This is a genomic window from Bradyrhizobium liaoningense, assembly GCF_018130955.1.
GTDB lineage: Bacteria > Pseudomonadota > Alphaproteobacteria > Rhizobiales > Xanthobacteraceae > Bradyrhizobium > Bradyrhizobium liaoningense_C.
Genome location: NZ_JAFCJM010000002.1, coordinates 74,692 through 93,727, shown reverse-complemented (window position 1 = coordinate 93,727; position 19,036 = coordinate 74,692). Strand labels below are relative to the sequence as shown.

Below are 19,036 nucleotides of genomic sequence, written 5' to 3'. Positions count from 1 at the left end.
CATGCCCAACGGCAAATCGCGGCAGCCGGTGCCGGGTACCACCATCTTCGACGGCGAGCAGGCCCGCAAAGGCTATGCGCTGAACAAGATGTGCTACTCGTTCAACGACGCCGCCAACCGTAAGGCCTTCGTCGCCGACGAAGACGCCTATTGCGCCAAATTCGGCCTCAACGCGCAGCAGCGCGAGGCGATCCGCAGCCGCAACGTGCTGCAGCTCATCGAGGCCGGCGGCAACGCCTACTACCTCGCAAAATTTGCCGGCATTTTCGGCCTCGACATGCAGGACATCGGGGCGCAGCAGACCGGCATGACCAAGGATCAGTTCAAGGCAAAACTCCAGGCGGCAGCGAGGTAATCATGGCCAAGATCGTCGGTGCAATCACGACCTCGCATGTTCCCTCCATCGGCGGCGCGATCGCCAAGGGCCTGCAGCAGGATCCCTACTGGAAACCCTTCTTCGACGGCTTCCCGCCGGTGCGCGACTGGCTGGCCAGGGTGAAGCCCGATGTCGTCGTGCTCGTCTACAACGATCACGGCCTCAACTTCTTCCTCGACAAGATGCCGACCTTTGCGATCGGCGCCGCGTCCGAGTACCGCAACGCTGACGAAGGCTGGGGCATCCCGACCACGCAGCCGTTCCGGGGCGATCCGGAATTGTCGTGGCACCTCATCGAGCAGCTCGTCGCCGAAGAATTCGATATCGTGAGCTGCCAGGAGATGACGGTCGACCACGCCTTCACGCTGCCGATGGCGCTGTGCTGGCCCGACCAGAAATGGCCGGTGCGCACCGTCCCCGTCGTCGTCAACACCGTGCAGGCGCCGCTGCCGTCGGCTGCGCGCTGCTACAAGCTCGGCAAGGCCCTGGCGCGCGCGATCGCGTCCTGGCCGAAGGACGAGCGCGTCGTGGTGATGGGTACGGGCGGGCTGTCGCACCAGCTCGACGGCGAGCGCGCAGGCTTCATCAACAAGGAGTTCGACCTTCAGTTCATGGAGAGCATGGTCTCGAACCCCGCATGGGCGACCAAATACTCGACCGTCGAGCTGGTCGAGCTCTCGGGCACGCAAGGCGTCGAATTGCTGAATTGGGTGGTGGCGCGCGGCATGCTGCCGGAGAAGGTGCGCAAGCAGCATTCCAATTACCACATCCCGATTTCGAACACGGCGACCGGAATGATGCTGCTCGAGCCTGCGACGTGAACCGCTGCAGGAAAGCTAAAGCATGATGAGATTGAGTTGAACGGGCCGCATCCGCATTTCACCTCTCCCTTGGGAGAGGTGAAACCGGGCTCGCGGCACGCCGATCGAACCTAAAGCCAACTTTCTTCAGAACGGACGCACGGACAAGGTGCCGAATATGATCGCGGCAATCACAGCGAAGGCGCTGTAGAACGCCACGAGATGGAGGTTCGCTCCGGTCCGCCGGGAGAGCGAACGCGCATAAAGATGCAGTCTGGCTTCCGCCGATAGTTCGCGCATAGTCGATCTCCAACGCCCCATCGACGGCATATGAAGGATCAAGTGCGCTCGTAGGCAAGACAGCCGCAGAAATAGCGATGGGGGCGCTGTCCAGAACTCCCATCGCAGCGGAAAGTTTCCTCGAAATTCCCGGTTCCGGGAATTTTGTTCGTTCAACTTGGAACCGACTGGAACCGATTCCAGGGCTCGAATCCAAGGCTAAAGCCTCAGTAGACGTCCGCCTGGAACCTGCCGGTCTTCTTGAGATCGGCCACGAAGGCGACCGCCTCGTCGGTCGACCGCGCCCCGAACTGGGCGACGATATCGACCATGGCGCGCTCGACGTCCTTGGCCATGCGCTTGGCATCGCCGCAGATGTAGACGTGTGCACCCTCGGCGAGCCAGGTCCAGAGCTCGCGGCCGAGTTCGCGCATGCGGTCCTGCACGTAGAATTTCTTTTCGCCGTCGCGCGACCAGGCCAGCGACAGACGGGTCAGCATACCCGACGTCTTCAGGGCGTTGAGCTCCTCGCGGTAGAAGAAATCGCAATCGCTGCGCTGGTGGCCGAAGAACAGCCAGTTCTTGCCGGGCGCGCCCGTCGCCTTGCGGTCAAGCAGGAAAGCGCGGAATGGCGCGATGCCGGTGCCCGGTCCGATCATGATGACCGGAATCTTCGGATCTTTCGGCAGGCCGAACCCATGGGCCTTCTGCACATAGACCTTCAGCTTCTCGCCTTCCGCGATGCGCTCGCCAAGGAAGGTCGAGGCCACGCCGAGGCGCTGACGCTTGCCGATGACGTAGCGCACGGAATCGACCGTGAGCGACAGCTTGCCCGGCGTCGCATTGTGTGAGGACGAGATCGAGTAGAGCCTGGGCTGGAGCGGCTCCAGCGCTTCGACGAAGGCTTCCGGGTGCGGGCGGATGCCGTAGAATTTTTGCAGCGCCGCCATAACGTCAAGCGTTGCGGCATCGCCATCGGGATCCTCGCCCTGCGCCAGCGCCCGCGCCTTCTCGCGCTGCGCGCCGCCGGTGATGAAGGAGATCAGCTCGAACAGCTTGTCGGGTGCCGGTGACAACGAGACGTCCTCGGTGAGCGCCTCGCGCAGCGTCTTGCCGTTGACCTTGGTGGTGTGGGAGGCCCCTAACAGCGCGATGATCTGATCGACCAGGCCGAGGTCGTTGCGCGCGAACACGCCGAAGCTATCGCCGACGACATAGTCGAGCCCGCTCTCGGAGAGATCGAACTCGATGTGATAGGTCTCCTTCTCCGACCCCTGCTTGTTCAGCAGCCGACGCGACAGGAACGTGGCATCCGCCGGGGTTTCGCGGGCGCGGCCCGGTTCGGTCTTCACGGCAGGCGCGGCAACTGCTGCGGGCACTGCTGCACCTGCGGCGGGCTTGGCCGCGGGCGCCTTGTCCAGCTCCTCATAGAGCTGCTTCAGCATGCGTGCCGTTTCCTTGCCGCCGGGCGCACAGAGATTGAGCCGCGCCTCGCTCTTGTTGGCGATGGCGTCGGAATAGTCGGCGCAGTTGTAGCCGCATTGGCCGCAATCCTGCTGCGCCATCGCCGCCATCATGCGGCGGCGGAGCGGCCGGCCCTCGGCGAGCTTCATGCGGTCGGCCATCACCATCGCCGGATCGTGCCAGGGCGCCTCCCCGTCATCGCCATCGCCGACTTCGGCGAGCATCGCGCCGTTCTGGGCCGGCGACAGCGGCGTCGAGCCGTCGAGGCCGAGCATGCCGACGAGAAATCCGTTCAGCCAGAGACGCTGGCCCTCGCTGAAGGGAGCGTTGGCCGGGATGATCTCGATCTTCGGGGGGAGGCTCATCTGGGTCATGCTGTGACTTCCGCTTCAGCGAGTTTGCGCAGGGCTTCGCCTTCGTGGCGACGGGAGAACGCGAGGAAGGACTCTTCGGGAGAGGCACGATGCGCGAGATAGGCCTTCAAGAGCTTCTCGACGAATTGCGGTGCGTCCTCGGCCTTCAGGTCGCGATAGACCTCCTGGCCGATATTGGCGTCCGGACCGAAGCCGCCGCCGGTGAAGAGGTGATAGCCCTCGACCGTGTCTTCCTCGGTCGCACCAGGCACCTTGGCTGCGATCAGGCCGATGTCGGAAATGTAGTGCTGGGCGCAGGAGTGATGGCAGCCGGTCAGGTGGATGTTGAGTGGGGTGTCGACCGTCATCCGCGCATCGACCCAGTCGCCGATCGCGGCCGCATGGCGCTTGGTGTCGGAGGCTGCGAACTTGCAGCCGGCATTGCCGGTGCAGGCGATCAGCCCGGCGCGGATGTTCGAGGCCTGCGTGGCAAGCCCGAGCTTCTCGATCGCAGCCGTCACCAGCGCCACGTTCTCGTCACGCACGCCGGAGATCAAGAGGTTCTGCCAGACGGTCAGGCGGATGTCGCCGTCGCCGAGGTCCTGCGCGATTTTCGCAACGCCGCGCATCTGCTCGCAGGTGAGCTTGCCGAGCGGCAGCGAGACGCCGATCCAGTTCAGGCCGGCCTGCTTCTGCTTGTGCGCGCCGATATGGGCGAGACGGTCGGACGCCGGCCGCGGCGCGAGCGCCTCTGCGGGCACGCGGGCGAACGGCTTTCCGAGCCGCTGCTCGACCAGCTTGAGAAACTCCTCGTGCCCCATGGCATCGAGCACGTATTTCAGCCGCGCCTTGTTGCGGTTGGTGCGATCGCCGTGCTCGATGAAGACGCGCACGATGGCGTCCGCGACCGCCGTGGCATCCTCGGGCCGAACGACGATGCCGGAATACTTTGCAAAATCCTTGTGGCCGGTGATGCCGCCGAGGCCGAGGCGGAACCAGACGCCGGGCTCGACGCCAAAACCCTCCTTCACCTCGAATGCGGTGAAGGCAATGTCATTGGTCTCCTCGAGGGCCGCGATCTTGCCGGCGCCGTCGAAGGCAACGTTGAACTTGCGCGGCAGGCCGTAGAGCGAGCGGTCGTTGAGGATGTGATAGTGCCACTCGCGCGCGCAGGGTCGCGTGTCGATGAGCTCCTGCGGATCGATGCCGGCGGTTGGCGTACCCGTGACGTTGCGGATGTTGTCGGCGCCGGAGCCGCGCGAGCACAGGCCGATGTCCTGCACGCCTTCGATCAGTGCCACGGCGTTCTTCGGCTCGATCTCGCGGATCTGGAAGTTGGCGCGCGTCGTGACATGGGTGTAGCCGCCGCCGCAGGTTTCCGCGATGTCGGCGAGGCCCGACAACTGCCAGTGCTTCAAGATGCCGTTGGGGATGCGCAGGCGCGCCATATAGGAGGTCTGCGCCGGCGCCACCCAGAAGATGCCGTAATAGCGCCAGCGGAAATTGTCGGCCGGCGACGGCGCGGCGTTGGTGCGCGCCTGATCCTTCAGCCGCTCATAGGCGTCGAACGGATGCAGCTCGCGCTTGAACTTCTCCTGGTCGACGAGCTTCTTGCCTGACGCCGTGACCTTGTCCTGCGCCTTGAGATGGATGGCGTCAGGGCCCGTCGGCTCCGACGATCCAGCGGCAGGTCCGCCGGCGGCAAAGGCGCGGCCGACACGGCCCACCTGCATACCGGACATGAACCCTTCGAGATAGCGCTTCTGCTCGTCGGAGAAGTCGGCCGCGGGACTGGCTTCCATCTTCATGATCAGCACCCCCGCACGAGGCTGGAGCTCGCCGCCCGCCGGCGCGTGCGGTCCGCCAGGCGGTCCGTCGAAGCCGCAACATGGGAGGGGTTTTGGTAATCCATTTCGAAGCTCCAGCTACCGCGCGCGGCGGCGACAACAGGTGAACGGACGTCGATCGTCGGAAGCCCGCAAAAATGGGTCCGATGCGATCCGATCAGCCTCGTTGCTGCGGAAAATCCATCATGGATGTGGCCGCCGGCGTCCGCGCCAGCCTGCCTTGTCCTTCCCTATTCAAGGAGTGTGCCAACGCAGCATAAACGGATAAGCCGTTTGCAATCAGTGCGTTATACTTGTGTGCAGTGCATGAAGTGGATCAAAATTCATGCCGCTTAGGGCAGCAATGGCCCAAAGATTGAGCTTCGAATCGGATTGCTTAGATTTTGATCAGACACATGAGAGGCCTACGGGCCCCGGCGCGCCACCGCGAACGAGGCCAGATACCCCACGACGTCGGCGGGATTGAAGACCGGGCCAGAAAAGGCGCTGAAGGCGCCGCCGGCCGCCTGCCCGGTTTGGCTCGGCCGCCCCACCGCCGCGTCATAGAGATCGGGCCGGAAAACGCCCATGGCGGTCTTGAGGGCCTCGGGACTCAAGGCCGTCTGCCCCCAGCGGACCATTTGCGCATAGAGCCAGGCAGCCTGCACGGGATCGGGGCAGCCCGCCTCTTCGCGCCCGACCAGGAGGTAGCGCCCGCTTTCGCGCATGGTGCCGTCGGGCGAGATCTTGAGCCGGCCGCCCAGGGTCCGCTGAATCACCTCGGCATCGACGCCGATCCGTTCGGGTTGCGCCAGGATGCGCGCGACCTCGGCCCGGTTCTCCGGCTGCTCGATGAATTCCGCGGCCTTCACCGCGGCGCGGACCAGTGCCGCGACGGTCTGCGGATTCTTGTCTGCCCAGACTTGGCGCACCGCCAGCACCTTCTCGGCCGCACGAACCAGGATGTCGGAGACAAAATGCAGGATGTGGCCGATGCCGAGATCGACGGCAACGGAGTTCCAGGGCGCGCCGACGCAGAAGGCATCGACATGGCCGCTGGCGAGGCTGTCGACCATGTAGGGCGGCGGCAGCACGACCAGACGCACGTCCTCGTCGGGATCGACGCCGGCGGCCGCCATCCAGAACCGCAGCTGATAATTGTGGGTCGAGAACGGGAAGGTCATGCCGAAGGTCAGGGCGTCGGCGCCCTCCTTCTTCCGCTTCGCGACGACGCGGGCCAGCGCCTTGGCGGTGGCCATCGGATCGAACCGGTCGCCGCCGTCGATCTCCGCCATCAAGGCCGCATGGAGCGCCGGCGATACCGTGATCGCGTTGCCGTTGATGCCGAGATTGAAGGGGGCTGCGATCGGCACCTTGACGTGGCCGAGCCCGAGCGAGGACGCAATCGCGACCGGCGCCAACAGATGGGCGGCATCGAACAGGCCGATATTGAGCTTGTCGCGCACGTTCGACCAGGAGACCTCGCGCACCAGCGTGACGTCGAGCCCCTCGGCGCTCGCAAATCCCTTGTCGACGGCCACGATCAGGGCGGCGGCGTCCACCAGCGGGATGAACCCTATGCGCAACGGGGTCGTCATTTCAGCATCTCCGAGGCGGTGATGATCGACTGCGCGATCTCGCCGATTTTCTTCTTCTCGCGCATCGCCGTGGAGCGCAGCAGCACATAGGCCTCGTCCTCGTTGAGGCCCTTCATCTTCATCAAAATACCCTTGGCGCGCTCGATCACCTTGCGGTCCTCGAGCTGCGACTTGGTTCGCTCCAGTTCCTCCTGGAGTTTTGCGAAGGCGTTGAACCGGGACACGCAGAGGTCGAGGATCGGCTTGATCCGCTCCTTTTTCAGGCCATCGACGATATAGGCGGAAACCCCCGCCTCCACGGAGGCCTGGATCGAGGCGGAATCGCTCTGGTCGACGAACATCGCGATCGGGCGGCGCACGGCGCGGCTGACCTGGAACATCGCTTCAAGCACGTCGCGGCTGGGGTTTTCGAGGTCGATCAGGATGATGTCGGGGTCGACAGAGTAAATGCGCGCCAAAAGGCTCTGCATCTCGCGGATGTGCACGACCTGGGTGAAGCCGGCTTCGCGCAGCCCCTCCTCAAGGATTGCAGCCCGGATCGGGCTTTCGTCGACAATCACGATTTTAGGCGACTGTTCGGCGCTCATCGCTCACTCACCACCCCCACGGAGTGCATCCATAGCACGCCGGAACGCCATGCAAAGGGTTGTAATTGGCGGCAATTAGGACTAGCTCCAGCCGGTCAATCAGGCAGATTTGGATATGAATCAGGCGGCTGCGCCCAAGGTCAGCTTCGTTTCGCTCGGGTGTCCCAAGGCATTGGTCGATTCCGAGCGCATCATCACACGGCTGCGCGCCGAAGGCTACGAGCTTGCCCGCAAGCACGACGGGGCCGACATCGTCATCGTTAACACCTGCGGCTTCCTGGACAGCGCCAAGCAGGAATCGCTCTCGGCGATCGGCGAGGCCATGGCCGAGAACGGCAAGGTGATCGTCACCGGCTGCATGGGCGCCGAGCCCGAGCAGATCGAGCAGGCCTATCCCGGCGTGCTCTCGATCACCGGCCCGCAGCAATATGAGTCGGTGCTGGACGCCGTGCACCGCGCGCTGCCGCCGGCGCACAATCCGCATCTCGACCTGGTGCCGCCGCAGGGCATCAAGCTGACGCCGCGCCACTACGCCTATCTGAAAATCTCCGAGGGCTGCAACAACCGCTGCAGCTTCTGCATCATCCCAAAACTGCGCGGCGACCTGGTGTCGCGGCCGGCCAACGACGTCCTGCGCGAGGCCGAGCGCCTGGTCGGCGCCGGCGTCAAGGAGCTGCTGGTCATCTCGCAGGACACCTCGGCCTACGGCGTCGACGTGAAATATGCCGAGAGCCCGTGGAAGGACCGCCAGGTCCGCGCAAAATTCCTCGATCTGGCGAAGGAGCTCGGCGAGTTCGGCGCCTGGGTCCGCCTGCAATATGTCTACCCCTACCCGCATGTCGACGAGGTCATCGCGCTCATGACCGAGGGCAAGGTGCTGCCCTATCTCGACATCCCGTTCCAGCATGCGAGCCCCGAGGTGTTGAAGGCCATGAAGCGGCCGGCGGCGCAGGACAAGACGCTGGCGCGCATCAAGCGCTGGCGCGAGGAGTGCCCGGACCTGGCGCTGCGCTCGACCTTCATCGTCGGCTTCCCCGGCGAGACCGATTCAGATTTCGCCTATCTGCTCGACTGGCTTGATGAGGCCGAGATCGATCGCCTCGGCTGCTTCAAATACGAGCCGGTCGCGGGCGCCACGTCGAATGCGCTTCCCGGCGCCGTGCCCGATGAGGTGAAGGAGGAGCGCTACAACGCGCTGATGGCGCGGCAGCAGAAGATCTCTGCGCGCCGGCTCAAGCGCAAGGTCGGCACCCGCCAGCAGATCATCATCGACGAGGTCGGCCCGACGGTCGCAAAAGGCCGCTCCAAGGCCGATGCGCCGGAGATCGACGGCGCAGTCTATCTGTCGAGCCGGCGCCCCTTGCGGGTCGGCGAAATCGTCACCGCAAAGATAGAACGCGCCGACGCCTACGACCTGCACGGCAGCGTCGCGGGATTCTGAGTTTTCATCCAGCTTCTGCCGCCGCCAGCCACGCCGGCACCCATTGCTCCGGTCGCGGCGCGCGGGCGAGATCGGCCTGCGCTTCGGCGAGCTCCGCCGGCGCCTCGCCGATCATGGGACGGGTGTCGTAGTCGAAGCGCGGCACGACGCGGCCATCGGCGTAGAGCCCGAACGCCATCGAGTACCACAGCCCGAGATGCGGCCGGGCACGCCGCATGTCGTCGCGGAGTTCGCGCAGCAGCGGCTCGATCTTTCCGGCCTCCTCGACCGGCTGCCGGCCGCGGCGAAGCACGCGCGCCTGAAACTGGCTGCCGACGATCGCGATCTCGAAATGCGTCTTGTCCCAGGGGTTCTTGCCCTTCGGCAGGTGCGCCGCCAGCCGCCAGCCGAGCTCGGCCATCATTGGATGGTTCGACCAGTAATCTTCGCGGTCGCGACACCATTTCTCCATCCAGTGGCGAAAGTCCGGCGGCTCGGCCGCGCTCTGCGTCAGGGATTCGAGATCGTCCGTGCCGAGGCGGATCTTCAGCCAGTCCGCCAATTCGTCGGTCGCATCGTCTGCGTCCTCATGCGGCAGGAAATCGCTCCAATTGTCTTCGAACTTCTGCAAGGCGATCTTGGCGAGCAGGCCCGCGACCGAGGGCGCGAGAATGTCGTACTGCCCTTCCGAGCCCAGCACCACGACCGGCGCATCTGACTGATCGGGGCCGGCACCGTACCAGGCGCCGACTTCGGACCCTTCGGGCAAGCGCATGAACAGCGCGAACTTGTCGCGCAGCGGGCTGCCGTCGACGATCGGCGCGCCGTCGGCAAATTGTCCCATGAGGCTGTAGCAGCCGACGCTGCCCCAGGGCCGCCCCTCGAGCCAGCCGGCAAAACCGAGCAGCAGCGGCGGCACCTCGGTACCCGGCGGAAACGCCCTGCGAATGCTCTCGATATCAATGTGATAGGGTTGATCGGACACTAGCGCCCCTGCCGAAAATTGTCTCCTGTCTTGGTCGCTCAGCGGCCCTGCCCGGTTCGAACCGATCCGCGTCTTAAAGTTACAAACACGCGAGCCCGACAATGGTTCGGCGCGAGGTTGGCGATGCAAATTGATCTCAGGGTGGGCGGACGGCTGAACGTCCTCGCAATCATGGTTGGACTGCTCGCCTCCCCGGTTTTCAGCACCGCCCCGATGGCACAGACGTCGCTCTCCCAGGCGCGCGACTGGTGCTTCGCCAGGAGCGGGGTGACCGAGGACCAGCGCATCGCCGGCTGCACGGCCGTACTTCAGTCGAACCCGTCACGGAGCACCACCCAGCTTGCCCTCAACAATCGCGGCGAAGCCTTGCGGCGCAAGGGCAATCCCGAGCGCGCGATCGATGACCTCAACCGCGCGTTGGACCTCAATCCGAAGGACGCATCAGCCTGGTTCAACCGCGGCATTGCCTATGACGATCTCGGCGATCGCGACCATGCCATCGCCGACTACGACCGCGCCATCCGGCTCGATCCCGGCGATGCGCAGTACTTCAACAACCGCGGCAATTCCTACGCCGGCAAGAACGACTATGAGCGCGCGATGGCCGACTACACCCAGGCCATCAGGCTCGATCCGAAATTCGCGCTCGCCTACTACAACCGCGGCACGGCCTATCGGGAGCACGACGAGCCGGATCGCGCGCTCGCCGATTTCGATATGTCGATCAAGCTCGATCCGACCTATGCGGCGGCCTATGGCAACCGCGCGCGGGTCTTTCGCGACAAGGGTGATCGCACGCGCGCCTTCGCCGATTTCGCAAAATCGATCGCGCTCAATCCGAACAACGATCGCGACACCTACGCGCGGGCTAACATGTATCTTTACGAGCACGACTACGTCCGCGCGCTGGAGGATTACGATCGCTCGATCAAGGCCAATGCCAGCTACGCCGCCGTCTTCAACGAACGCTGCATGACGCGCGCGATCCTCGGCCAGCTCGACGGGGCGCTTGCCGATTGCGAGCAGTCGCTGAAGATGCGGCCGAGCGATCCCTACACGCTCGACAGCCGCGCGCTGTGCCACCTCAAGCTCGGCCAACTCGATGCCGCGCTCAGCGATTACGACGCCGCGCTCGCGGCCCAGCCAAAACTTGAAAGCGCCCTCTACGGCCGCGGGCTCGTCAAGCGGAAGAAGGGCGATGCAGCCGGCGCGGAGAGCGATATCGCCGCCGCCAAGGCGATCAAGGCCGACATCGCCGACGAGTTCGCGCATTACGGCATTCAGTAATGCGCTACCGCGTGCGCACCGCACGCAATGTGACACTATAATGCAGTCACGCATCGTTCACGGACTCGGCCTATGGCTGCCGCGCCGTCAACGAGCGAGGATTGATGATGAGCCTGCTGTCGAACATGCTGCGCGCCCAGCGCTGGGACGATTACCGCTATTACCACCAGAGCAACGTGAACCAGACGCTGCATCTGATCAGCGCCGTCATCTTCCTGATCTGCTACGCGCTGCTGTTCAGCGATCCCGCACTCGCGGGGCTCGTCGGTTGGCTCGCGATGCTGACGCGGCAGACCGGGCATTTCTTCTTCGAGCCGAACGGCTACGACGCCGTCAACGAAGTCACCAACGCCTACAAGGAAGCGGTGAAGGTCGGCTACAACCAGACCCGCAAGATCATCCTCCTGATCGTCTGGGGCCTCGCGCCGCTGGCGCTGTTCGCCTTCCCGACGTTGTTCGGCGCTTTCGATCCGCCGGCCGACCGGCTCGATTTCATTCGCCATGTCGGCGCGCTCTGGCTCGCCATCGGCATCGGCGGCGGCCTCTTCCGCATGCTCCAGCTCTTCGTTGTCAGGGGCGTCTCGACCGGGCTGGTGTGGGCTTTCAAGGTGCTGACCGATCCGTTCCACAACATCGCCCTGTACTGGAAATCGCCGCTGAAGCTCCTGCGCGGCGAATGGATCGACCACTCGATCGCCGATGCCGACTGGGGTGAGGACGAGGCCGAGGAAGCAGCGCATCTGACGTAAGCCGTCACCGCCGGCGCGAGAACGGCTTGACAAGCCCTGCCCTTCGGCTGTATGGCCGCGCCCCATGATGTTCACTCGGACCCACCGCCGCGCAGCTTTCCGTCGTCGCACCCGCGACGATGATGGGTTGCGCCATGTCCGACGCCAGCGCTGATCAGCTAATTCAGCCCAGGTTTTCGAGAAGGCCGCACCCGCAAAGTGCGGCCTTCTCGCTTTTCGCGCGCCTTTTTCACCCGCCCCCACGAGGAGTCTGACATGACCAACGCTACCCATCCGTATGATGCGCTGATGGACATCACCGCCCGGCCCAAGGCCGTGTTCGTCCGCGGCGCGGGCTCCTACCTCTGGGACGACAGCCGCAAGCGCTATCTCGACTTCGTGCAGGGCTGGGCGGTGAACTGCCTCGGCCATTCGCCGCCGGCCGTTGCCGATGCGCTCGCTGCGCAAGCCAGGCGGCTGCTGACGCCGAGCCCCGCCTTCTACAACGGCCCGAGCCTCCAGCTGGCGCAGGCGCTGGTCGAGAAGAGCTGTTTCGACCAGGTGTTCTTTGCCAATTCCGGCGCGGAAGCCAATGAGGGCGCGATCAAGCTCGCGCGCAAATATGGCAGCCTGCACAAGGGTGGCGCGTTCGAGATCATCACGTTTGCCGGCGGTTTCCATGGCCGCACGCTCGCGACCATGTCGGCGTCCGGCAAGAAGGCCTTTGAGCCGCTGTTCGAGCCGAAGGTGGCGGGCTTCAAGAAGGCTGTTCTCAACGATATCGCCTCTGTCGAGAGCCTGATCACCGACAACACGGTCGCCGTGATGCTGGAGCCGATCCAGGGCGAGTCCGGTGTGTGGCAGGCAACCGACCAGTTCCTGCAGCAGCTGCGCGCGCTGACCGAGGCGCACGGCCTGCTCCTGATCTTCGACGAGATCCAGACCGGCATGGGTCGGACCGGAAAGCTCTTCCACTACGAGCATGCCGGGATTGCACCCGACATCATGACGCTCGGCAAGGGCATCGGCGGCGGCGTGCCGCTCGCCGCCCTGCTCGCGACCGAGAAGGCCGCCTGCTTCGAGCATGGCGACCAGGGCGGCACGTTCAGTGGCAATCCGATCATGTGCGCGGCGGGGGTTGCCGTGCTTGAGGAAATCGCCAAGCCGGAATTCCTCAGGAATGTCGCCGACACCGGCCTGTTGCTGGAGAGCGAGCTGCAGAAGGTCTCGGCGCGGCACGGGCTCGGCGAAGTGCGCGGCCGCGGCCTGCTGCTCGCGCTCGACCTCAAGCTGCCGATCGCGCAGGCGATCGTGGCCCAGGCGTTCGAGGCCGGCGTGCTACTCAACGCACCGCAGCCCGACGCGCTGCGCTTCATGCCGGCACTCAATGTCACGCGAGCAGAGATCGGCGAGATGGTCGATTGCCTGGACGCGATCTTGACCAAGGCCGGTGCCGCGCGGCTTGTGGCGTAGGCTCCGCACTCCTCCGTCATGGCCGGGCTTGTCCCGGCCATCCACGTCTTGGACACACGGCACGAAGAACGTGGATGCCCGGGACAAGCCCGGGCATGACGACTTCGGTGAGATGAGTCTCTACGGTTTGAGAATCGACGCGCCCGTGGTGTTGCGGCTTTCGAGGTCGATATGCGCCTTGGCCGCGTCCTTCAGCGCGTAGGCGTGGTTGATCGGCACGTGCAGCTTGCCGCTGATGACGGCGGCAAACAGCGTGTCTGCGCCTTCGAGCAGCTCCGAACGCTTGCCGATGTAGTCGTTGAGTTTTGGCCGGGTCGCGAACAGCGAGCCGTGATTGTTGAGCTCGGCAATCGCGAACGGCGGCACCGGGCCCGACGCGTTGCCGAAGGAGACGAACATGCCGCGCGGCTTCAGGCACGACAGCGAACCCGGGAAGGTCGCCTTGCCGACGCCGTCATAGACGACGTCGCAGCCCTCGTTGCGGCTGATCTGTTTGACCCGCGCCACGAAATCTTCGTCGTTGTACAGAATCACATGATCGCAGCCGTTGGCTTCCGCCAGGTCCGCCTTGGCGCGCGACCCGACGGTGCCGATCACATGGGCGCCCAGCGCACGCGCCCATTGGCAGGCGAGCAATCCGATGCCGCCGGCGGCCGCGTGAATCAGCACGCGGTGATGCGGCTCGACCCTGAACGTCTTGTGCAGGAGATACCAGACCGTCAGGCCCTTGAGCATCAGCACGGCGCCCTGCTCGTAGGTGATGTGGTCGGGCAGTTTGACCAGCTTCTCCCAGGGAAGGTTGCGCTCGCCGGTATAGGCGCCGAGATTGTAGTAATAGGCGACGCGGTCGCCGGGGTGAAAATGCGTCACGCCGGGCCCGACCGCGACGACCTCGCCGGCGGCCTCGTTGCCGGCGATGAAGGGCAGCCCCGGCGCCTTGTAGAGGCCGGTGCGGAAATAGACGTCGATGAAGTTCAACCCAACCGCATGCTGGCGGATTCGGACCTCACCGGGGCCAGGCTCGGGCACGTCGACGCTCTCATAGACGAGGGCCTCCGGACCCCCGACCTTGTGCACGCGGACGGCTTTGGTCATCACCTGACCTCCTCGTTCGTCCTGCCCTCGCTCTTATTGCCCACAAACGAAAGCCATCGCGCCTTGCTTGTCAACTCGACGTACCCTGGAACGCGCGGAGCCGGCTATTTGGCCAGCTTCCTCCGGTTACGCTTCGCCGGAAACGTTGAAGACCTCGACCGCCGCCGAGAACGCCATCGCGAAGTAGATATAGCCGCGCGGAATGTGAAACTTGAATCCATCGGCAACCAGCACGACGCCGATCAGCACCAGAAATGCCCGCGCCAGCAGCCGAGCGCGATCTCGTGCGAGGTCAGGGTCAACAGCGCGGCCGAGGCTTCCGGGCTGGTCAGGAGGTGGATCATACCAAGGATCTTGCAAGCCTGATCGCGGCGTCACTGCCGACGACGTACGCCGCGATTGCACAGAGCGCGATCTTCACGGCCATCCCGACCTGGAAGTCCATCTTCAGCGTGTAGAGCGCGAGCACGCCCCAGACGACGATCAGCGACATCGTCAGCCAGCGCAGCCGTACCACCCGCACCGGGTGCAGCACGTGGAACGGCACGAAGGTCAGCACCACGAGTGCTGCGATCAGCAGCGTCGACACCAATGGCGGCCAGTGCAGCAGGAACAGGTAGAACGCAGCGGCGTTCCACAGCGCAGGGAAGCCGCGAAAATGGTTGTCGTCGGCCTTCATGCGCAAATCGGCGAAATAGAGTGCGCTGGTGACGACGATGGCCACGCCCAAAATGGGAGCTGCGACCGGCAGCAGCAGGCCGCTGGCGACGATCGCATAGGCCGGCACGAACACATAGGTGACGAAATCGACCACGAGGTCGAGCACGTCGCCCGACCAGTTCGGCTGCACCGTCTTGACGTTCAGCCGGCGCGCGATGGGCCCGTCGATCGCATCGATGATCAGCGCGACGCCCAGCCATTGAAACATCGCGGCCCAGTGCTCGCGCACCGCCTCCAGCATCGCAAGCAGCGCAATGGCGCCGCCGAATGCGGTGAAGACGTGCACCGAAAAGGCCGCGGCGCGGATTGCGGGCTTCGGTTTGAGGGAATCCTGCTGGCTATCCATGGCTCGCGCAGTGCTATCAGAACGAGACCGATTTGCACATAAGCGGTTGCGGCGTTCGGCCGCGCAATTTCCCTTAAATTCTTGCAGAACGAGCGGGCTTGAAATTGCCGTGGAGCATGTCAATTGTGCGGTCATGGCAGACGTATCGACACTTTATGACACGGCCGTGATCGGCGGCGGTCCTGCGGGCGTGGCGGCGGCGATCGCGCTGGCACAGGTCGGCGCGCGCACCGCGCTCGTTGCGCGCCGCCTGCCCTATGCCGACAACCGCACGACGGCGCTGCTGGGCGGCTCGGTCGAATTTCTGGACGGGCTCGGCGTCTGGTCCCACTGCAGGGACAAGGCGGCCGCACTGGAGGCCATGCGGCTCGTCGACGACACCGGCCGCCTGATCCGCGCGCCGGAGGTGCGGTTCTCCTGCCACGAGATCGGGCTCGATGCCTTCGGCTACAATATCGACAACCGCTCGCTGATGCTGGCGCTGGAGCAGCGCGCGGCGGAATTGCCCGGTCTGACGCGCGTCGACGACGAGGCCGAGAGCGTGCTCGCGGAAGCAGACGCTGTCGCGATCCGCACGGCCGCGGGGCAATTCCTCAGCGCGCGGCTCGTGGTCGGCGCCGACGGCCGCCACTCGCTGTGCCGCGAAGCCGTCGGCATCACGGTGGCACGCCGCGAGCTCAAGCAGACGGCGCTGACCTTCAATGTCAGCCATTCGCGACCGCACCGGAATGTGTCGACCGAGTTCCACACGCCGCATGGCCCCTGCGTATTCGTACCCCTGCCCGGCGACCGCTCCAGCATCGTGTGGGTGTCGGCGCCCGCCGAAGCCGAGCGGCTGCGCGCGCTGACCGACGACGAACTCTCCGCGGCGGTCGAAAAACAGTCGCACTCGATCCTCGGCCGCATGACCGTGGAACCGGGGCGCAATTTGTTTCCGCTGGCGATCGAGCGTCCCGATGCTTTCGCGCGCGACCGCATCGCGCTGATCGGCGAAGCCGCCCACGTGGTTCCTCCGATCGGTGCGCAGGGCCTCAATCTCGGTCTGCGGGATGCCGCCGATATTGCGCGCCTCGCCGGCGACGCGATCGCGGCAGCTCAGGATCCCGGCGCGGTCGAGGTGCTCAACCGCTATGACCGGGCGCGGCGGCCCGACATCGTGAGCCGCACCTTCGTGATCGACATGGCCAATCGCTCACTGCTCAACGACTTCCTGCCGCTCCAGCCGGTCCGTGCGGTCGGGATGCACCTGCTCGGCGCGATCGGCCCGCTGCGGCGACTCGCCATGCGCGAGGGGCTCGCGCCGACCTGGCGACGTTAGATCTGGCCGCGCTAGCGTCTTTTACGGAAAGGCCAGCCGCCCGGTCTGGATCAGCCACATCACACTAGTCAGCGTGACCACGGAGGCAAAGGTCCCGAGCAGCACCGCGACGGACGCGGATTCGATCCAGGCGTCGTTCTGGCGCGCAATCACAAACACGTTCAGCGCCGGCGGCAGCGAGGCCATCAGCACGGCGGTCGCAGCCCAGGGCTGCGCGAACGGGCCGAAGGCGAGCATGAGGCCGAGCGCTGCAAGCGGATGGACGAGGAGCTTCACCGCGATCACGCCGGGCACCTCCCATGGCACGCGATCGAACGGCCGCAGCGCCACCGTGACACCCAGCACGAACAGCGCGGTCGGCGCGGCGGCATTTTGCAGGAAGGTGATGGTGCGATCGAGCGCGACCGGCAGCTCGATATGGAGCGCCGCGACAGCCGCGCCAAAGCAGGCCGACATGATCAGCGGGTTGAGCACGATCTGCTTCAGCACGACCCCGAAGGCGTGCACGATCGACGGGTGATCGCGGTCGGAAAGCTCGATCAGGAGCGGCACGATCGTAAACAGGAAGATGCTGTCGCAACAGAAGATCAGCGCGGTGGGCGCCGCCGCCTTCGGTCCAAGCACCGCAAGCGCGAGCCCGGGGCCCATATAGCCGATATTGCCGTAGCCGCCGGAGAGCCCGGCCAGCGTCGCCTCGCGCAGCGGCAGCCGGCCAAGAACCTTCCCGACGACGAGCGCGATGGTAAACGCGGCGACCGTCGACAGCGTCGTCGCGACCAGGAACGGCGGGTTGTTCAGCTCGGCGAACGGCGTCTTCGACATGATCGCAAAGAGCAGCGCCGGCAACGACACGTAGAGCAGGAAGAAGTTCATCCAGGCCAGCCCCGATTCCGGCAGGGACTTGGCTTTGCCACAGGCGAACCCGACGAAGATCAAGCCGAAATAAGGCAGCGCCAGATTGAGGATATCGACCATTTATGAAGTGGTTTCTGAGGTAATCGGGGCTATCCGCCCGCCCTTCGCAGGTTAATTCCAAGCAAGGCCACTAGCATCGGCCACAATCCTGGTCTATCGACGAAGCATGATTAAAGCGCGGACCGCCAAATTCCAGATCGGACAGGTCGTGCGCCACCGGATCTTCTCGTTCCGGGGCGTGATCTTCGACATCGATCCGGAATTCAACAACACCGAGGAATGGTGGCTATCGATCCCTGAGGAGGTGCGCCCTCACAAGGATCAGCCGTTCTACCATTTGCTGGCGGAAAACGCGGAGTCCGAATACGTCGCCTACGTCTCCGAGCAAAACCTGCTGCCCGACGATTCCGGCGAGCCGATCCGCCATTCGCAGGTCGCCGAGATCTTCGTCAAGGACAAGGCCGGCGGCTACCGCCCGCGCAATCCGTCGCTGAACTAGAGCGTTTTCGCGCGAAGTGGATACCGGCTCGCGTCAAGAAAACGCGTCAAAACCAAAATCTTCCGCCGGGATCCCGCGGAAAGAAAAAGGCGCCCGGTCGGGCGCCTTTTTGGTGTCTGTTCGGCAGAATTATTTCTGCCCGGTCGGCGCCGCGCCAGGAGCACCACCGCCCTGCTCCAGCTTCTTGCGCGCTTCTTCAGCCTTCTTCTGAAGCTCTTCCTGGAGCTTCTTCTGGTTTTCCTCGAACACCTTCGGATCGGTCGGCGGACCGTCATAGGCCTTCTGGAATTCGCCGGCCAGCGGCAGCGGCAGCGTCAGCGGCGCGCCATTGGCGTTGATCGCCTGAACGACGAGGTTCTGGCCCTTCTTCATGTTGGCGATGAGTTCGGGGGTCGCCTCATAGTCCGACATGCAGCCGTTGGCGAAGCAGATCACATAGGGGCTCTGCAACGGCGCGTTGTTGTCGACGATGATCCGGGTGCCGTGCACGAGCTGCATGCCGAGCGGAAGCGTCACGCGCAGGATCTTCTTGGGCTCGCCTTCCGGCTCGATGATGACGGCGGCGATGACCGGCTGGCCGGATTCGATGCGGCCATCCTTGCCGGTGAAGCAGACCTGCTTGGCGTTGGCGTCCTGGCCCTTGAGACAGAACTTGGTCCAGGGCGCGTAGATGAGCTGCACCTGCTGGTCGCCAGCGGGCGCACCGGCGGCGGCGGGCGGCTGTCCGGCGGCGGCCGGGGGCTGCTGACCCTGGGCCTGCGGCGCGGGCGCCTTGGGGGCGGCCTTCGGAGCAGCCTTCGGCGCGGGAGCCGGAGCCGCCTTCGGCGCGCCCGGGGCCGGCGCAGGCGTCTGGGCTTCGGCGGCAACGGGAACGGCCAACGCGGTGGCTGCCAACAGGGCGAGAACTCGCCCGCGCGGCCGAACCGACGCGGCCAAAATACGGAAATTCATTGCGGAAAACCCTTTC

At 64.9% G+C, this 19,036-nt stretch carries 18 protein-coding genes and 1 pseudogene; 8 read left to right on the top strand and 11 right to left on the bottom strand.

Features of this window, described 5'->3' with window-relative positions; genetic code table 11:
• The first annotated feature begins 1 nt into the window (after position 1).
• Both JQ632_RS02105 and JQ632_RS02100 read left to right on the top strand, forming a co-directional pair.
• Positions 2-355, top strand: coding sequence for a protocatechuate 4,5-dioxygenase subunit alpha (locus tag JQ632_RS02105; RefSeq protein ID WP_212400616.1), 354 nt, complete (start codon positions 2-4; stop codon positions 353-355).
• A 2-nt stretch (positions 356-357) separates the two neighbouring features.
• Entirely contained in the window at positions 358-1,197 is an 840-nt protein-coding gene (locus JQ632_RS02100) for a class III extradiol dioxygenase family protein (protein WP_212400615.1), read from the top strand.
• Between the two features lie 126 nt (positions 1,198-1,323).
• On the opposite strand, the gene JQ632_RS02095 is transcribed toward JQ632_RS02100, so the two are convergent.
• From JQ632_RS02095 to JQ632_RS02075, 5 genes are all read right to left on the bottom strand, one after another.
• Entirely contained in the window at positions 1,324-1,476 is a 153-nt protein-coding gene (locus tag JQ632_RS02095) for a hypothetical protein (protein WP_212400614.1), read from the bottom strand.
• A gap of 206 nt (positions 1,477-1,682) precedes the next feature.
• Complete coding sequence (locus JQ632_RS02090; RefSeq protein WP_212400613.1) at positions 1,683-3,293, bottom strand: sulfite reductase subunit alpha; 1,611 nt, start codon at positions 3,291-3,293, stop codon at positions 1,683-1,685.
• Positions 3,290-5,080, bottom strand: coding sequence for a NirA family protein (locus tag JQ632_RS02085; RefSeq protein ID WP_212400612.1), 1,791 nt, complete (start codon positions 5,078-5,080; stop codon positions 3,290-3,292). Before JQ632_RS02085 ends, JQ632_RS02090 begins: the two co-directional genes overlap by 4 nt.
• Positions 5,081-5,523: 443 nt before the next feature.
• Complete coding sequence (locus JQ632_RS02080) at positions 5,524-6,696, bottom strand: CmpA/NrtA family ABC transporter substrate-binding protein (RefSeq protein ID WP_212400611.1); 1,173 nt, start codon at positions 6,694-6,696, stop codon at positions 5,524-5,526.
• Positions 6,693-7,283 carry an ANTAR domain-containing response regulator gene (locus JQ632_RS02075; RefSeq protein ID WP_212400610.1) on the bottom strand — a complete coding sequence of 197 codons (591 nt, stop codon included), beginning with the start codon at positions 7,281-7,283 and terminating at the stop codon, positions 6,693-6,695. Before JQ632_RS02075 ends, JQ632_RS02080 begins: the two co-directional genes overlap by 4 nt.
• Positions 7,284-7,398: 115 nt before the next feature.
• Between JQ632_RS02075 and rimO the strand changes: the two genes are divergently transcribed.
• A complete protein-coding gene (rimO, locus tag JQ632_RS02070; protein ID WP_212400609.1) occupies positions 7,399-8,724 on the top strand; it encodes a 30S ribosomal protein S12 methylthiotransferase RimO in 1,326 nt (441 codons plus the stop codon).
• Positions 8,725-8,728: 4 nt separating this feature from the next.
• Here the strand turns inward: rimO and JQ632_RS02065 are convergent, their stop codons facing one another.
• Positions 8,729-9,688 (bottom strand): hypothetical protein, encoded by a 960-nt coding sequence (locus JQ632_RS02065; protein ID WP_212400608.1) that lies wholly within the window; start codon positions 9,686-9,688, stop codon positions 8,729-8,731.
• A 123-nt stretch (positions 9,689-9,811) separates the two neighbouring features.
• On the opposite strand from JQ632_RS02065, the gene JQ632_RS02060 reads away from it, so the two are divergent.
• The 3 genes from JQ632_RS02060 (at position 9,812) to JQ632_RS02050 (ending at position 13,176) form a co-directional block, all read left to right on the top strand.
• Positions 9,812-10,975 carry a tetratricopeptide repeat protein gene (locus tag JQ632_RS02060; protein WP_212400607.1) on the top strand — a complete coding sequence of 388 codons (1,164 nt, stop codon included), beginning with the start codon at positions 9,812-9,814 and terminating at the stop codon, positions 10,973-10,975.
• Positions 10,976-11,082: 107 nt separating this feature from the next.
• Positions 11,083-11,724, top strand: coding sequence for an Mpo1-like protein (locus JQ632_RS02055; protein WP_212400786.1), 642 nt, complete (start codon positions 11,083-11,085; stop codon positions 11,722-11,724).
• A 255-nt stretch (positions 11,725-11,979) separates the two neighbouring features.
• Complete coding sequence (locus JQ632_RS02050) at positions 11,980-13,176, top strand: acetylornithine transaminase (RefSeq protein ID WP_212400606.1); 1,197 nt, start codon at positions 11,980-11,982, stop codon at positions 13,174-13,176.
• Positions 13,177-13,296: 120 nt separating this feature from the next.
• On the opposite strand, the gene JQ632_RS02045 is transcribed toward JQ632_RS02050, so the two are convergent.
• From JQ632_RS02045 to pcsA, 3 genes and pseudogenes are all read right to left on the bottom strand, one after another.
• The gene (locus tag JQ632_RS02045) at positions 13,297-14,271 is read right to left on the bottom strand and encodes a quinone oxidoreductase (RefSeq protein WP_212400605.1); all 975 of its coding nucleotides are present in this window, start codon (positions 14,269-14,271) and stop codon (positions 13,297-13,299) included.
• 104 nt (positions 14,272-14,375) lie between these two features.
• Positions 14,376-14,544, bottom strand: a pseudogene (locus JQ632_RS02040) (TerC family protein); the annotation flags it as partial.
• 67 nt (positions 14,545-14,611) lie between these two features.
• Positions 14,612-15,337, bottom strand: a complete 726-nt coding sequence (pcsA, locus tag JQ632_RS02035) for a phosphatidylcholine synthase (protein WP_212400604.1) — start codon at positions 15,335-15,337, stop codon at positions 14,612-14,614.
• A 133-nt stretch (positions 15,338-15,470) separates the two neighbouring features.
• Between pcsA and JQ632_RS02030 the strand changes: the two genes are divergently transcribed.
• Positions 15,471-16,655: a UbiH/UbiF family hydroxylase gene (locus JQ632_RS02030; protein WP_212400603.1), complete on the top strand. Its 1,185-nt coding sequence runs from the start codon at positions 15,471-15,473 to the stop codon at positions 16,653-16,655.
• Positions 16,656-16,676: 21 nt separating this feature from the next.
• On the opposite strand, the gene JQ632_RS02025 is transcribed toward JQ632_RS02030, so the two are convergent.
• The gene (locus JQ632_RS02025; protein WP_212400602.1) at positions 16,677-17,630 is read right to left on the bottom strand and encodes an AEC family transporter; all 954 of its coding nucleotides are present in this window, start codon (positions 17,628-17,630) and stop codon (positions 16,677-16,679) included.
• A 106-nt stretch (positions 17,631-17,736) separates the two neighbouring features.
• Between JQ632_RS02025 and hspQ the strand changes: the two genes are divergently transcribed.
• Entirely contained in the window at positions 17,737-18,069 is a 333-nt protein-coding gene (gene hspQ / locus JQ632_RS02020; RefSeq protein ID WP_212400601.1) for a heat shock protein HspQ, read from the top strand.
• A gap of 129 nt (positions 18,070-18,198) precedes the next feature.
• Here hspQ and JQ632_RS02015 read toward each other — a convergent pair whose 3' ends face one another.
• Positions 18,199-19,020: an invasion associated locus B family protein gene (locus tag JQ632_RS02015; RefSeq protein ID WP_212400600.1), complete on the bottom strand. Its 822-nt coding sequence runs from the start codon at positions 19,018-19,020 to the stop codon at positions 18,199-18,201.
• Positions 19,021-19,036 lie beyond the last annotated feature (16 nt).